General features: G+C 72.0%; 15 protein-coding genes. 3 read left to right on the forward strand and 12 right to left on the reverse strand.

What is annotated here, in order from left to right; genetic code table 11:
• The first annotated feature begins 7 nt into the window (after positions 1-7).
• On the forward strand, positions 8-829 hold the full coding sequence (locus NYO99_RS00745; protein ID WP_422395463.1) for a DUF429 domain-containing protein: 822 nt from the start codon (positions 8-10) through the stop codon (positions 827-829).
• Here the strand turns inward: NYO99_RS00745 and NYO99_RS00750 are convergent.
• The 11 genes from NYO99_RS00750 to NYO99_RS00800 form a co-directional block, all read right to left on the reverse strand.
• A complete protein-coding gene (locus NYO99_RS00750) occupies positions 775-1515 on the reverse strand; it encodes an ABC transporter ATP-binding protein (protein ID WP_268165187.1) in 741 nt (246 codons plus the stop codon). The genes NYO99_RS00745 and NYO99_RS00750 overlap by 55 nt on opposite strands.
• Positions 1512-3158: an ABC transporter permease gene (locus tag NYO99_RS00755; protein ID WP_268165188.1), complete on the reverse strand. Its 1647-nt coding sequence runs from the start codon at positions 3156-3158 to the stop codon at positions 1512-1514. Before NYO99_RS00755 ends, NYO99_RS00750 begins: the two co-directional genes overlap by 4 nt.
• A gap of 77 nt (positions 3159-3235) precedes the next feature.
• Positions 3236-4279 (reverse strand): extracellular solute-binding protein, encoded by a 1044-nt coding sequence (locus tag NYO99_RS00760; protein WP_268165189.1) that lies wholly within the window; start codon positions 4277-4279, stop codon positions 3236-3238.
• Positions 4280-4356: 77 nt separating this feature from the next.
• The gene (locus tag NYO99_RS00765; protein ID WP_268165190.1) at positions 4357-5190 is read right to left on the reverse strand and encodes a phosphodiesterase; all 834 of its coding nucleotides are present in this window, start codon (positions 5188-5190) and stop codon (positions 4357-4359) included.
• Between the two features lie 45 nt (positions 5191-5235).
• Positions 5236-6156, reverse strand: coding sequence for an arginase (rocF, locus tag NYO99_RS00770; RefSeq protein WP_268165191.1), 921 nt, complete (start codon positions 6154-6156; stop codon positions 5236-5238).
• Positions 6153-7028 carry an LOG family protein gene (locus NYO99_RS00775; protein WP_268165192.1) on the reverse strand — a complete coding sequence of 292 codons (876 nt, stop codon included), beginning with the start codon at positions 7026-7028 and terminating at the stop codon, positions 6153-6155. Before NYO99_RS00775 ends, rocF begins: the two co-directional genes overlap by 4 nt.
• Positions 7029-7118: 90 nt before the next feature.
• Entirely contained in the window at positions 7119-8081 is a 963-nt protein-coding gene (locus tag NYO99_RS00780) for a diguanylate cyclase domain-containing protein (protein ID WP_268165194.1), read from the reverse strand.
• Positions 8078-8833 (reverse strand): HesA/MoeB/ThiF family protein, encoded by a 756-nt coding sequence (locus NYO99_RS00785; protein ID WP_268165196.1) that lies wholly within the window; start codon positions 8831-8833, stop codon positions 8078-8080. The genes NYO99_RS00780 and NYO99_RS00785 overlap by 4 nt, the downstream gene beginning before the upstream one ends.
• 31 nt (positions 8834-8864) lie before the next feature.
• Positions 8865-9551 carry a cupredoxin domain-containing protein gene (locus tag NYO99_RS00790; protein WP_268165197.1) on the reverse strand — a complete coding sequence of 229 codons (687 nt, stop codon included), beginning with the start codon at positions 9549-9551 and terminating at the stop codon, positions 8865-8867.
• Positions 9552-9650: 99 nt separating this feature from the next.
• Positions 9651-10322 (reverse strand): anti-sigma factor, encoded by a 672-nt coding sequence (locus NYO99_RS00795; protein WP_268165198.1) that lies wholly within the window; start codon positions 10320-10322, stop codon positions 9651-9653.
• A gap of 1 nt (position 10323) precedes the next feature.
• On the reverse strand, positions 10324-10968 hold the full coding sequence (locus NYO99_RS00800) for a sigma-70 family RNA polymerase sigma factor (protein ID WP_268165199.1): 645 nt from the start codon (positions 10966-10968) through the stop codon (positions 10324-10326).
• Between the two features lie 193 nt (positions 10969-11161).
• On the opposite strand from NYO99_RS00800, the gene NYO99_RS00805 reads away from it, so the two are divergent.
• Entirely contained in the window at positions 11162-12061 is a 900-nt protein-coding gene (locus tag NYO99_RS00805; protein ID WP_268165200.1) for a DUF3034 family protein, read from the forward strand.
• Between the two features lie 28 nt (positions 12062-12089).
• The gene (locus NYO99_RS00810; protein ID WP_268165201.1) at positions 12090-12530 is read left to right on the forward strand and encodes a group I truncated hemoglobin; all 441 of its coding nucleotides are present in this window, start codon (positions 12090-12092) and stop codon (positions 12528-12530) included.
• Here NYO99_RS00810 and ugpQ read toward each other — a convergent pair.
• Positions 12517-13272: a glycerophosphodiester phosphodiesterase gene (gene ugpQ, locus NYO99_RS00815; RefSeq protein ID WP_268165202.1), complete on the reverse strand. Its 756-nt coding sequence runs from the start codon at positions 13270-13272 to the stop codon at positions 12517-12519. The two genes, NYO99_RS00810 and ugpQ, sit on opposite strands and share 14 nt — an antisense overlap.
• Positions 13273-13275 lie beyond the last annotated feature (3 nt).

Genomic DNA, 13275 nt, shown 5'->3' on the forward strand with positions numbered 1-13275 from the left:
CCTGAGAATGCTCACCATGCAAGAGCGCATGTTTTTTGGAATCGACTTCACCAGCGCGCCACGCCGCGCCAAGCCCATCACGGTGGCCGCGGGCCGGCTGCACGGTGCCGTTGTGCGGCTGGACGGGCTGACAGCGTTGGACAGCCTGGAGGCCTTCTCGGCGTGGCTCGCGCAGCCCGGGCCCTGGCTGGGTGGCTTCGACCTGCCGTTCGGCCTGCCGCGCGAGCTGGTGGTGCAGCTCGGCTGGCCCACCGACTACGCGGCGCTGATGGCCCACTACGCCGCGCTGGACCGCGCCGACATCCGCGCGCGCTTCGCCGCCTTCTGCGATGCGCGGCCGGCGGGCGCCAAGTTCGCGCATCGGGCCTGTGACGGCCCGGCCGGCGCCAGCCCTAGCATGAAGTGGGTCAACCCGCCGGTGGCCTGGATGCTGCATGCCGGCCTGCCGCGCCTGATCGAGGCCGGTGTGCACCTGCCGGGCCTGCTGGCCGGCGACGAGGCGCGCATCGCGCTGGAGGCCTACCCCGGCCTGCTGGCGCGCGAACTCATCGGCCGGCGCTCCTACAAGAGCGACACCAAGGCCGCACAGACGCCCGAGCGGCTGATCGCCCGCAAGGACATGGTCGACGCGCTGGAGCAGGGCCGCTCGCGGCTGGGTCTGCGCCTGAAGCTCAGCCACGCGCAGCGCGATGAGTTGGTGGCCGATGCCAGCGGCGACCGCCTGGACGCCGTGCTCGCGCTGCTGCAGGCCGCCTGGGCGGCCGGGCAGCCGCGTTATGGCTGGCCTGAGGGCGTGGACCCGCTGGAGGGCTGGATCGCCAGCGCCTGAGCGGCCTCGGCGCTGGGCAGCCACGAGGCCAGGCGGCCGGCCTGCATGGTGCCCATGAAGTCCGCAAAGCGCGCGCCCTCGGCCGCGTTGTGCGTCACCAGCAGCGCGGTCTGCGCGGCGGCGCGCAGCATGTCGCTGACCTCCACCGTCAGCCGCTCGCGGGCGTCGCCGTCCAGGCTGGAGAAGGGTTCGTCCAGTAACAGCAGCGCCGGTTTGGTGGCCAGCGCGCGGGCCAGTGCGATGCGCTGCTGCTGGCCGCCGGAGAGTTCGTGCGGGTGGCGCCGGCCCAGGTCGGCCAGGCCCACCAGCGCCAGCATCTCCGCCACGCGCGTGTCGCGTTCGGCGGCCGGCCAGCGGCGCAGGCCGAAGCCCACGTTCTGCGCGGCGGTGAGGTGCGGGAAGAGGGCGTAGTCCTGGAACATCAGCCCGACGTGGCGGCGCTCGGGCGGCACATGCGCCTTGGGTGACGACATCAGTTCGCCGCCGATGCGGATCTCGCCGCGCCGCGCATGCTCGAAGCCGGCGATGGCGCGCAGCAGCGTGGACTTGCCGCAGCCCGAGGGGCCCAGCAGGCAACCGATGCGGCCAGCCTCCAGCGACAGCGACAACCCGTCCACGACGGGCTTGAAGCCCTCGCGGCCGTCGTAGCCCAGGGTCAGGTCGGCAATGTGCAGCGCGGCACTCATGGAGCAGTGTTCTTGGTCGAAGTCAGGGAGCTGCGCGACAGCAGGGCCACCGGCGCCAGGCCGGCCAGCACGATGGCGAAGGCCGCCAGCGCGCCTTCCTCGTAAGTGCCGCGTGCGGCCTCAGCGTACAGCAGCGTGGCCAGGGTCTCGAAGTTGGCCGGGCGCAGCAGCAGCGTGGCGGGCAGCTCCTTCATCGCGTCCACGAACACCAGCAGCGCGGCGCTCACCAGCGCCGGGCGCAGCAGCGGTAGGTGCACGCGGCGCAGCGTGCCCGTGACCGTCTCGCCCAGTGCGCGTGCGCTGTGCTCCAGCGACGGCGGGATGCGCGCGAGGCCGGCGTCGATGCCGCCCACCGGCATGGCCAGGAAGCGGATGGCGCAGGCCACGGCCAGCACGACGCCCAGGCTCATCAGCGGCAGGCTGCGCAGGCCCAGCAGGTCGGCCAGCGCGTGGTCGGCGGCGAGTGCGGGCGTCAGCAGGCCGATGGCCAGCACGGTGCCGGGCAGCGCATAGCCCACCGAGGCTAGGCGCGCCTGCCAGTGGTCGCGGTTGGCGACGCTGCCCTGGTTGCGCGCCGTCCAGGCCACCACCAGGCCGGCCGCCAGCGTGGCTGCCGTCACGCCAAGCGCCAGGCCCAGCGTGTTGCCCAGGCCCTGCAGCAAGCCCGCCGAGATGCCGCCGCCCTGCAGCAGCCGCTCGGCCGACTCCCACGCCAGGTAGGCGGCCGGCGCCGCAAAGCCCAGCAGCACCGGCAGGCTCAGCGCCAGCGTGGCACCCCAGGCCCGCGCGCCGCGCAGCCGGCGCGGGCGGATGCCGGCCATGCGGCGGGTGGAGCCGTAGCGCTGGTGGCGCCGGCCCTGGCGTTCCAGCCAGATCAGCCCGAACACCACCACCAGCGCCGCGCAGGCCAGCTGCGCCGCGCCCGCCAGGTCGGAGCGGGTGATCCAGGTGCTGTAGATGGCCACGGTCAGCGTCTGCACGCCGAGGAACTCCGACGCGCCGATGTCGTTCAGCGTCTCCAGCAGCGCCAGGCTCACGCCCACGGCCAGCGCCGGGCGCGTCAGCGGCAGTGCGACGCGGCGGAACGCGCCCCAGCGCGTCTCGCCCAGCGACTGCGCGGCCTCCAGCAGGTGGGCCGGCAGCGTGGCGAACAGCGCGCGGGCGGTCAGGTAGACGTAGGGGTACAGCACCAGGCCCAGCAGCACGATGGCGCCGCCCATGGAGCGCAGGTCGGGCAGGCGGAACTCGCGCGGGCTGTCAAAGCCCAGCAGCCAGCGGATGGCCCCCTGCACCGGCCCGATGGGGTGCAGCAGGTCCAGGTAGGCGAAGGCCACGATGTAGGTGGGCATGGCCAGCGGCAGCAGCAGGGCCCAGTGCAGCAGGCCGCGGCCGGGGAAGTCGTAGGCCGTGACGACCCAGGCGCAGCCGGTGCCGATGATGAGCACCAGCAGGCCCACGCCGGCCATCAGCTGCAGCGTGTTCCACGCGGCCGTGGGCAGCACATGGGCCAGCAGATGGCGCCAGTGCTCGAACTCGCCGCCCAGCGCCAGCCAGGCCAACTGCAGCACGGGCGCGACGACGCCCAGCGCGATGACGATGGACGTGGCTCGCCACAGCGGCCCGACGGACCGCTGCGCTGTCATGGGAAGCACCGGCGCGTGGCGCGCTCAGGCGGGGGCGGGCGGCTGGCGCGCCCGGCCGTGGGGGCGGGGTTCACGCGTCAGCGGTCGAAGCCCAGCTTGTCCACCAGCACGCTGGCCTGTTTGCGGTGCTTGGCCATCTCGGTCAGCGACAGGCTGTCGGCCTTGAGCGTGCCGACGGCGGCGGCGATCACCGGGTCCAGCGTCACGCCAGCGCGCACCGGGTACTCGTAGTTGGCCTGGGCGTAGAGCTCCTGGGCCGAGGCGGAGGTCAGGAACTCCAGCAGCTTCACCGCGTTGGCGCGTTGTGGCGCGTGGCGGGCCACCGAGGCGCCGCTGATGTTGACGTGCGTGCCGCCGGTCTTGGCGAAGGTGGGCTTGATGACCTTGATGGCGTCGCCCCACTTGCGGGCGTCGCTGCCTTCCTTGGCAGTCTTGAGCTGGCCCACGTAGTAGGAGTTGGCCAGGCCGATGTCGCAGATGCCTCCGAGGATGTCGCGGGCCACGTCACGGTCGCCGCCTGCCGCCTTGCGCGCGAGGTTGGCCTTGACGCCCTGCAGCCACTTCTCCGTGGCGGCCTCGCCGTTGTGGGCGATGTGGGCGGCGATCAGTGCGGTGTTGTACGGGTGCTGGCCGGCGCGGGTGCAGATCTTGCCCTTCCACTTCGGGTCGGCCAGGTCCTCGTAGCGCAGCGCGCTCAGCGGCAGGTTCTTCTCGGCGTACAGCACGCGGGCGCGCAGCGACAGCGCGAACCACTGGCCGTCGGCGGCCCGCAGGTGCGCGGGGATGGCGCTCTCCAGCTCGGCCGATTTGACCGGCTGCGTGACGCCGCCTTCCACCAGGTCCAGCAGGTTGCCCACGTCCACGGTCATCAGCACGTCGGCCGGCGAGCGGGTGCCTTCGGCTTTCACGCGCTCCAGCAGGCCGTCCTTCACGAATACCGTGTTGACCTGGATGCCGCTGCGCATGCTGAACGCGGTCAGCAGCGGCTTGATGAGGCCGGGCTCGCGGGTGGTGTAGATCGTCACTTCCTCGGCGGCTTGCGCGGGCAGCGCGGCGGCCAGGCACAGCGTGAGAGCAGCAAAGATCGCGCGGCGAACGGGGGCGCGGGGAGCGATGGACATGAATGAATTCCTGGTGACGTCATCCACCGCGCGAGGCGGTGAAATTGGATGAGAACCATTATCAATCAAGCCGACGCTCACAGATCCGTAATCACCTCGGCGTGTCCGGCCATTGCCAGGTGCGTGACCAGCGGCAGCCCGGGGCCCCAGGCGTGGATCAGCCAGCCGGCGGGCTCCAGCGCCAGTGCCAGCGGGGCACCGGGTGCCAGGTCCAGCGCCAACTGGTGCGCGGTGGACGGCGCCGTCACCGCCGGCGCGTGGGCGATGCGGCCCAGCGTCATGCGGTGCAGGTGGCCGCAGGCGACCAGCTGCACCTGCGGGTGGGCCGCGATCAGCGCCTCGAAGGCGGCCAGGCCCTGCTGCAGCGCCATCGTGTCCATCACCGCCAGGCCGCTGGCATGCGGCGGGTGGTGCAGGGCGACCAGCGTGGGCAGGTCCGGGCGTGCGGACAGCAGCGCGTCGGCTTGGGCCAGCCGGGCTTCATCCAGCCCGCCTTCGGGGCGGCCGCTCTGCAGGCTGTCCAGCACCACCAGGCGCAGCGGGCCAGGCAGGTCCAGCGCGTACTGGATGGCCGGTGCGTCGGCGTCGCCCAGGTGCACGCCGGTCGTGCCGGCGAACGCGGCCTGCAGCGCGCGGCGTTCGTCATGGTTGCCGGGCAGCAGCGCCAGCGGCAGGCCCGCGTCCAGCAGCGGCTGGAGCAGTTCGCGCAGCCGGGCGTACTCGGCGGGGTGGCCGGCGTCCACCAGGTCGCCGGTGGCCAGCACGGCGACGGGGCGAGGGCGGATGGCCAGCACGCGCTCGACCGCATGGCGCAGCGCGGCGGCGGTGTCGATGCGCCCGGAAATCAGCGTGCCGGGGCGGGTGATGTGCAGGTCGCTGAGCTGGACCAGCAGGTAGGGCGTGGCGTCCATGGGCGGCGACTCTAACGGCGAGTTGTTGCCGCCAGCCCCGGCTGCTCACTTGCGCATGAGGGTACTTTTCCCGAACAGCGATTCGATCAGGTCCACCGCCACCAGCGCGGTCTTGTTGCGCTCATCCAGCGCGGGGTTGAGCTCCATGACGTCCAGCGAGGCCATGCGGCCGGTGTCGTGGATCATCTCCATGCACAGGTGCGCCTCGCGGTAGGTCGGGCCGCCGCTGACGGTGGTGCCCACGCCCGGGGCCATCACCGGGTCGAGGAAGTCGACGTCGAAGCTCACGTGCAGGTGGGTGTTGTCGTCCAGCGTGGCCAGCGCGAGCTCCATCGTGTGGCGCATGCCCACCTCGTCGATGAAGCGCATGTCGAAGACCTCCAGGTCCTGCTCGTGCACGAAGCGGCGCTCGCCCTCGTCGACGCTGCGGATGCCGATCTGGCGCACCCACTTCGGGCTGATCGCGGGCGTGTGGCCGCCGATCTCGATGAGCTCCTGCGGGCCGAAGCCGCACAGGCAGGCCACCGGCATGCCGTGGATGTTGCCGCTGGGCGTCAGCGCGCTGGTGTTGAAGTCGGCGTGGGCGTCCAGCCACAGCACGCGCAGCTTCTTGCCGACGTCGCGGCAGTGGTGGGCTACGGCGGCGATGGAGCCCAGGCCCAGGCAGTGGTCGCCGCCCAGCAGGATGGGCATGCGTCCGGTCTTGAGCTCGTTGTAGACGGCGTCGTGCACCGTGCGGTTCCAGGCCACCACCTCGGGCAGGTGGCGGTAGCCGTCGGTGGGCGGCAGCCAGGGATTGGCCGGGCCGCTCAGGTTGCCGCGGTCCAGCACGTCCACGCCGCGCGCGCGCAGCGCCTCGGCCAGACCGGCCACGCGCATGGCTTCGGGGCCCATGCTGGCGCCACGGGCGCCAGCGCCGATGTCGGTGGGGGCGCCGATCAGGGAGACGTTGCGGAGTTTGGTCATGGCGTGGGTGGGCAGGACAGCTCGGGTTGGTTCTCGAGCAACGCCCAGGCTTCCTCGGCGGTCTCGACGTAGTGGAAGAGCTGCTCGTCGCCGGGGCTGATCATCCCGGTCTCCAGCAGCAGGTCGATGTTGAGCAGGCGCGTCCAGAAGTCGCGCCCGAACAGCAGGATGGGGCGGCGGCGGCTCTTGCCGGTCTGGATGAGCGTGAGCGACTCGAACAGCTCGTCCAGCGTGCCGTAGCCGCCGGGGAAGCACACCAGCGCGACCGAGCGCATCAGGAAGTGCATCTTGCGCAGGCCGAAGTAGTGGAAGCGAAAACACAGCTCCGGCGTGATGTACGGATTGGGGTACTGCTCGTGCGGCAGCACGATGTTCAGCCCCACGCTCTTGCCGCCGGCCTCGTAGGCGCCGCGGTTGCCGGCTTCCATGATGCCGGGGCCGCCGCCGGTGGCGACGACGACGGGGCAGCCGCGCTCGGCGCAGGCGGTCGTCACGAGCTGCGCGAAGCGGCGCGCCTCCTCGTAGTAGCGGCTCATGGCCAGCTTGCTGCGGGCAATGCGCAGCTGCGTCTCGTCGCCGCTCGCCTCGGCCGCAGTCAGCAGCGCCTGGGCGGCCTCGGCGCTCGGGATGCGGGCGCTGCCGAAGATGACGATGGTGGATTTCACGCCCTGCTCGTCCTGCAGCAGCTCGGGCTTCATCAGCTCCAGCTGCATGCGCACGGCGCGCATGTCCTGGCGCAGCAGGAAGCTCTCGTCCTTGAAGGCCAGCTCATAGGCGCTGCCCGGGCCGTCGTAGTCAGGGTGGGGCTGCAGCGTGCGGCATTCCTCCCGGGCGGTCGGGAAGTTGCGCGTGGGGACGTCGGTGGGCTTCATGGGCGGGGCAGATTCTGGGCGGGGTACCGCAGGATTTTGTGCCTCAAAACCGCCCCGGCGCCGGATTTCATCCAGCGTCTGTCCGGGGTTTCACGGTCCGACGAACTGGTTGCGCCCCAGCGCCTTGGCCCGGTAGAGCATCTCGTCCGCACGGGCCAGCAGTTCAGCGGCGACCAGGCCGTGGCCCGGGTCGCAGGTGATCAGCCCGCCGGACAAGGTGATGTGGCTGGCCACGTCCGACGCCGGGTGCGGCAGGGCCGCGCCTTTGAACACGCGGGTGATGGCCTGCGCCAGCATGCGGGCGCCGGAGCGCGGCGTGTCGGGCAGGATGATGGCGAACTCCTCGCCGCCGAAACGGGCGACGGAGTCCAGCGGGCGGCGCGCCACCTGGCGCAGCAGCGTGCCGACCTGGCGCAGGCACTCATCGCCGGCGCTGTGGCCCAAGGCGTCGTTGTAGCGCTTGAAGAAGTCCACGTCGCACAGCATCAGCGTGATCGGGCTGCGGGTGCGGGCGCACATGCGCAGCGCCTCGTCGAGGTGGTCATCCAGGCCGCGGCGGTTCAGCAGGCCGGTCAGCGCGTCGTGCGAGGCCTGGCGTTGCAGCTCACGGTTGACGCGGTGCAGCTCCTCGGTCACCGCCTGCAGCTGCGCGCGCATGGCGCGCAGGCGCTCCATGGCGTGCAGCTTGGCTTCGAGCACCACCGGGTGCACGGGCTTGATGAGGTAGTCGTCGCCGCCCGCGGCGATCCCTTCGGCCACCCGCGTGGCCTCGGAAATGCTGGACATGAAGATGACGGGCGTCCAGCGGTCGTGCACGCGTTCGCGCTCACGGAGTTGTTGCGCCAGCCAGTAGCCGTCTTCGCCGGGCATCGCGACATCGGACAGCACGAGGTGCGGCTGGTGTCGCTCAAAGAGTTCCAGCGCCCAGGCGGCGCCGGAGGCCTCGATCACCTGATGGCCCAGCTTGTCGAGCACATAGGCCACGCTGCCGCGCACGCTCTCGTCGTCGTCGACGACCAGGATGCGCAGGCCGGTCGAAGTTGTGAAGCTCATGGGGCGCGATGGGAACACAAAGCGCAGTCCGGGTCGCGCTGCAGGGCGATCTCGCTCCACTGCATGCGCCGGCCGTCCAGCATCAGCAGGCGCCCGGCCAGCGGCTCGCCGATGCCGGCCAGCAGCTTTAGCGCCTCGGCCGCCTGCAGGCTGCCGACGATGCCCACCAGCGGCGCAAACACGCCCATCGTCGAGCAGGCGGCGTCCTCAAAGCCGGATTCGGGCGGGAACAGGCAGGCGTAGCAGGGGTGGGTGCCCGAGCGGCTGTCGTAGACGCTGATCTGCCCATCGAAGCCGATCGCCGCGCCGGAGACCAGCGGCTTGCCGTGCCGCACGCAGGCCGCGTTGACGCGGTGGCGCGTGGCGAAGTTGTCGGTGCAGTCGATGACGACGTCGGCCAGCGGCGCGAGTTCGTCCAGCAGCGCCTCATCGGCCTTCTGCGCCAGCGCGCGCACCTGCACGCCCGGGTTCAGCGCCGCCATGCGGGCCGCGGCAGACTCGACCTTGAGCTGGCCCAGGCTGGCCATGTCGTGCGCGATCTGGCGCTGCAGGTTGGTCAGCGACACGGTGTCGTGATCCACCAGCGTGAGCCGGCCCACGCCGGCCGAGGCCAGGTACAGCGCCACCGGCGAGCCCAGGCCGCCCGCGCCGATCACCAGCGCGTGCGCGTCCAGCAGCCGCTGCTGGCCCTCGATGCCAATCTCGTCGAGCAGCAGGTGGCGGGAATAGCGCAGCAGGTCATCGTCGGTCATGCCGCCAAGCTTAAAGCGGCGCCGGCTTGCTTCAAGCGCCGGCCTGGCGGCGCCGCACCGGGGCGACCTGGGTGTTCACGGTCACCGCTGCGCCGCCGGCCGCCACGTCCAGCGTGATGGGTGCCGTGTCCAGCACCTGGTCGGGGTGCCAGATGCGCACGCGCGCCGGCCCGGCCGGCAGCGCCGTGAAGCGGGCCTGGCCGTCGGCCTCGCTGACCCGCGCCCAGGGTGTGTCCGCCACGTAGAGGTGGCCGCGCATGGAACCATGCAGGTGGCAGCCCAGCAGGTAGGCGCCGGTCTGCGTGACGCTGCGGGTCTCCCGCGCCAGCGTGTCGCCCACCTTGCCGGCTAGGCGCAGCTGCTGGTTCTGGCCCGGGTCCAGGTAGAAGCCACCTGGCCCGACCGGGCCGAGGATGACGTGGTGATCCCAGGCGTCCAGGTTGGTGAAGCTGACGCGGGCGCCCGCGTGCACCACGGTTACATAGGGCTTGAAGCGCATCTTCTGCTGCTGGATGGTGGCCTCTAGCATCGGCGTGACGGCGCCGGCCGGAAGAGTGGACTGCACCATCACCACCGCATCGGCCAGCGGCTGGCCGTGCTTGTCGAGCACGCGCACGGCAAGGTCGGCGGCGTGGGCAGGCAGGGCCAGCGCGGCGAGGGCGCCCATCAGGGCCAGGTGGGCAAGGTGCGCGGCGGCGCGCGAAAAGCGGACAGGCATGTGGGGCTCCGTGCAAGGCAGAACCCGCACTTACGCCAGCAGGCCGCGACTGGATGCACGGCGCCGACCTGCGCCTGCCGGCGCGTCGGCCAGGGTGTGTCAAATGGCGCCGACGGAGACGATGGGCCCGGTGGGCGCTCCGGTCGGCGAGCCGCCGGCCGGCTCCAGGCTGACCGCCAGCGCCTTGGCGCCGCGCAGTATTTCGCCACGCAGCACCGTCGTGGCATCACGCCCCGACACCAGGCCCAGCGAGCGAGGCGCCGCCTGATCGGGCACCACCCACAGCTCCAGCGCCCGGCCCTCGGCCACCTGGGCCAGGCCCAGCGGCTTGAGCACCAGCGCGCGGCCGTCGGCGCTGACGCTGGCGACGAAGCCGGCCGGCAGCAGCGAGTTGCCGTCCGGCGTTCGCTCCAGCACCACCACCAGCGGCGGCTGTGCCACCGGTGGCTGCAGCTGCAGCACGACCAGTGCCAGCGCGGCCGTCACGGCCAGCCCCGAGAGGCCGCGCCACAGCCCCAACCGTTGCCACCAGCGTGGCGGCGCACCGAACAGCCGCGCTTGCAGCTGCTGCCACACCTGCGGGCGGGGTTGCAGCTCGACGAGCGGCGTGGCGAGCGTGTGCACCCGAGCCTCCCAGGCCCACACGGCCGCAGCCAGCGTGGGGTGGGCGGGCAGCAGCTGCTGCAGGCGCCGCCGCGCACCGCCGCGCAGCGTGCCCAGGGCGTACTCGGCGGCCAGACGATCGGCCAATTCGCGATTGCTGTAGTCCATCTCAACGCGCTCCGGCCGAGGGTAGGGCCGCGCGGGCGGCACGGTCCAGGCAGTCGCGCAGGCTTTGCAGCCCGCGCCGTATCCAGCTCTTCACCGTGCCCAGCGGCTGGGCCATGCGGCCCGCCACCTCGGCGTGCGAGAGGCCGTCGTAGTAGGCCATTGCCAGGCTGGCTCGCTGGCGCTCCACCAGGCCTTCCAGGCAGTGCTCCAGCGTGTGCTGTTCCGACGCCTGCTCCAGCAGGGCCAGCGGCCCGGCGGCCGTGTCGGGCAGCTGGGCCAGCAGGTCGTCGTCGCCATCACCGTCGCCGTCGGACCGGGCGCTGTAGCGGCTGATGGTGTCCGGCTCGCGGCTGCGCCGGCGCAGGCCGTCGATGGCACGGTTGCGGGCGATGCTCATCAGCCAGGTCATGGGCCGCCCGAGGGCCGGGCTGTAGCTGCCGGCGGACCGCCAGACCGTCACATAGACCTCCTGCAGGATCTCCTCGGCATGGCCGCGGTCACCCACCAGCCGCACGATGACAGCCAGCAGCGTGCCACTGCTGGCCTTGTACAGCGCTTCAAACGCGGCACGGTCGCCCAGCGCCGTGCGGGCCATCCAGGTGTCCAGGGCGTCGGGCGCAGCGGCAGGGGAAGGGGTGTGGGTCATGGCTTGGCAGGTCGAGGCCGGGCAGGGGCAGGGACGTGGGCGATTGTTGACGCGCAGGCGCCGGCCAGGGGAGAGCCGGTCGGCACTGTGGGATCTACGTCACGCCGCGGCAATTGGATGCACAGGCCGTGCATCCGTTGGCGCACCGCGTGCGTAGGTGCCTGGGTCCATTGCAACTCCAAGGAGTGTTCCCATGACTCTGCGCATCTCCCGCGCCGCTGTCGCCGCGGCCCTGGCCGTGGCGGGCGCCGCCCAGGCCGGCGACGGCAAGCTGCTGCTGACCGGCGGCGTCAGCAGCATCGACGGCGCAGCCGGCGGCGGCCTGACGCCCTGGGCCGTGACCGGCAGCTACGCCACCACTGGCGAGTTCGGTGCCACGGCCTTCGCGACGGCCGTGAAGACGGGCGACTACGGCTTCAAGGTGATCGGCGCAGCCGTCAGCTGGGGCGACCGCGTCGAGCTGTCGCTGGCCCGCCAGGACCTGGACACCCGCGACAACCTCGCCCCGCTGGGCTTGGCCGGCCTGCACCTGAAGCAGGACATCCTTGGCCTGAAGCTGCGTGTGGCGGGCGACGCGGTGCTGGACAGCGACCGCTGGATGCCCCAGATCGCCGTGGGCCTGCAGCACAAGCGCACCGATGCCGGCGCGCTGGCGCCCACGCTGTTCGGCCCGCTGGGCGCGCGCCGCTCCGGCACGGATGTGTATGTCAGCGCCACCAAGCTGTTCCTGGCGCCCGGCATCGTCGTCAACGGCACGCTGCGCGCCACGCGGGCCAACCAGAACGGCCTGCTCGGCTTTGGCGGCGCCCAGGGGCGCGGCTACCAGCTCAAGCCCGAGATCTCGGTGGCCAAGCTGCTGTCTCCCCAGGTGGCGGTGGGGGCGGAGTTCCGCGCCAAGCCCGACAACCTGAACCGCTCGGTGCTGGGCGACGGCGCGCTGCGCGAGAACGCCTGGTTCGACGTCTTCGTGGCCTGGGCGCCCAGCAAGCAGGTGTCGCTCACGGCCGCCTATGTGGACCTGGGGCGCATCGCCCCGGCCGTCCAGCCGCGCCGCCAGACCGGCGCCTACCTGTCCGCCCAGCTGGCCTTCTGAGGCCGCGCTTCCTCTTTTGGAGACTTCCATGACCCACCCCCTCCGAACTCTGGCCGCGATGGCCGCCGCCGTGCTGCTATCTACCGCGCAGGCCCAGACGCCCGCGGCCGATGACAGCCTCTACCGCGCCTGGGGCGAGAAGGCCGGCATCCAGGCCGTCATGCAGGACTTCGTGGTCCGGCTGCAGGCCGATGCCCGCATGGCCCCGTTCTTCAAGGACACCAACCGCGACCACCTGGCCACTCAACTCACCGAGCAGCTGTGCCAGCAGGCCGGCGGCCCCTGCGTCTACAAGGGCGTGCCCATGAAGGAGGCGCACGAGGGCATGGCGATCGGTCGGCGCGACTTCAACGCGCTGGTCGAGGTGCTGCAGCAGAGCATGGCGGCCAAGGGCATCCCGTTTGCGGCACAGAACGCAATGCTGGCGCGCCTGGCGCCCATGCACCGCGACATCATCAACAAGCCGTGATCGGCGCGGCGCCCGGCCCCAGCCGGTCCACGGCGTCGCTGATGACGCCGTCCACGCCTTGCGCGATCAACCGTGCGGCCTCGGTGGCGTCGTTGACGGTGTAGACCAGCGCCCGCCAGCCGCGGGCATGCAGCCGCTCGATGAGGGCACGGTCCATCAGCCGCCAGTTGGTGATGACGGCCACCACGCCCAGCGCCTCGGCGGCCGCGGGCCAGCCGTCCCACAGCTCGTCCAGCAGCAACGCGCGGGGCAGGGTAGGCTCGGCATCACGGGCGGCGGCCAGTGCGTCGGGTTGAAAGCTGCTCAGTAGCGGCGGCAGCTCAGCGCCGGCCCACAGCCGCGCGGCCTCACGGGCCACGGCGGCGCCGGTGGCGGCCTCGGTGCCCGGGCAGGGCTTGATCTCGATGTTCAGCGCACAGCCGTTGGCGTGGCAGAAGGCGGCGATCTGGGCCAGCCGGGGCAGAGGCTCGGCGGCGTAGGCCGGGCTGTGCCAGGCGCCGGCATCCAGGCGGGCCAGATCGGTCCAGTGCTGCGTGGCCGGTGAGCCCTGGCCGCCGGTGGTGCGGTCCAGCGTGTCGTCGTGCAGCAAAAAGGCTTCGCCGTCGCCGCTGAGCTTGACGTCACATTCGAAGGCTCGCCAGCCGAATCCCGCGCCGAGGCGGAACGCCGCGAGCGTGTTCTCCGGGGCCAGCTTGCCCGCGCCGCGGTGCGCGAGCCACAAGGGATAGGGCCAGGGCGTCATTCG

It is taken from the genome of Roseateles hydrophilus (assembly GCF_026712245.1).
Taxonomy (GTDB): domain Bacteria; phylum Pseudomonadota; class Gammaproteobacteria; order Burkholderiales; family Burkholderiaceae_C; genus Pelomonas; species Pelomonas hydrophilus.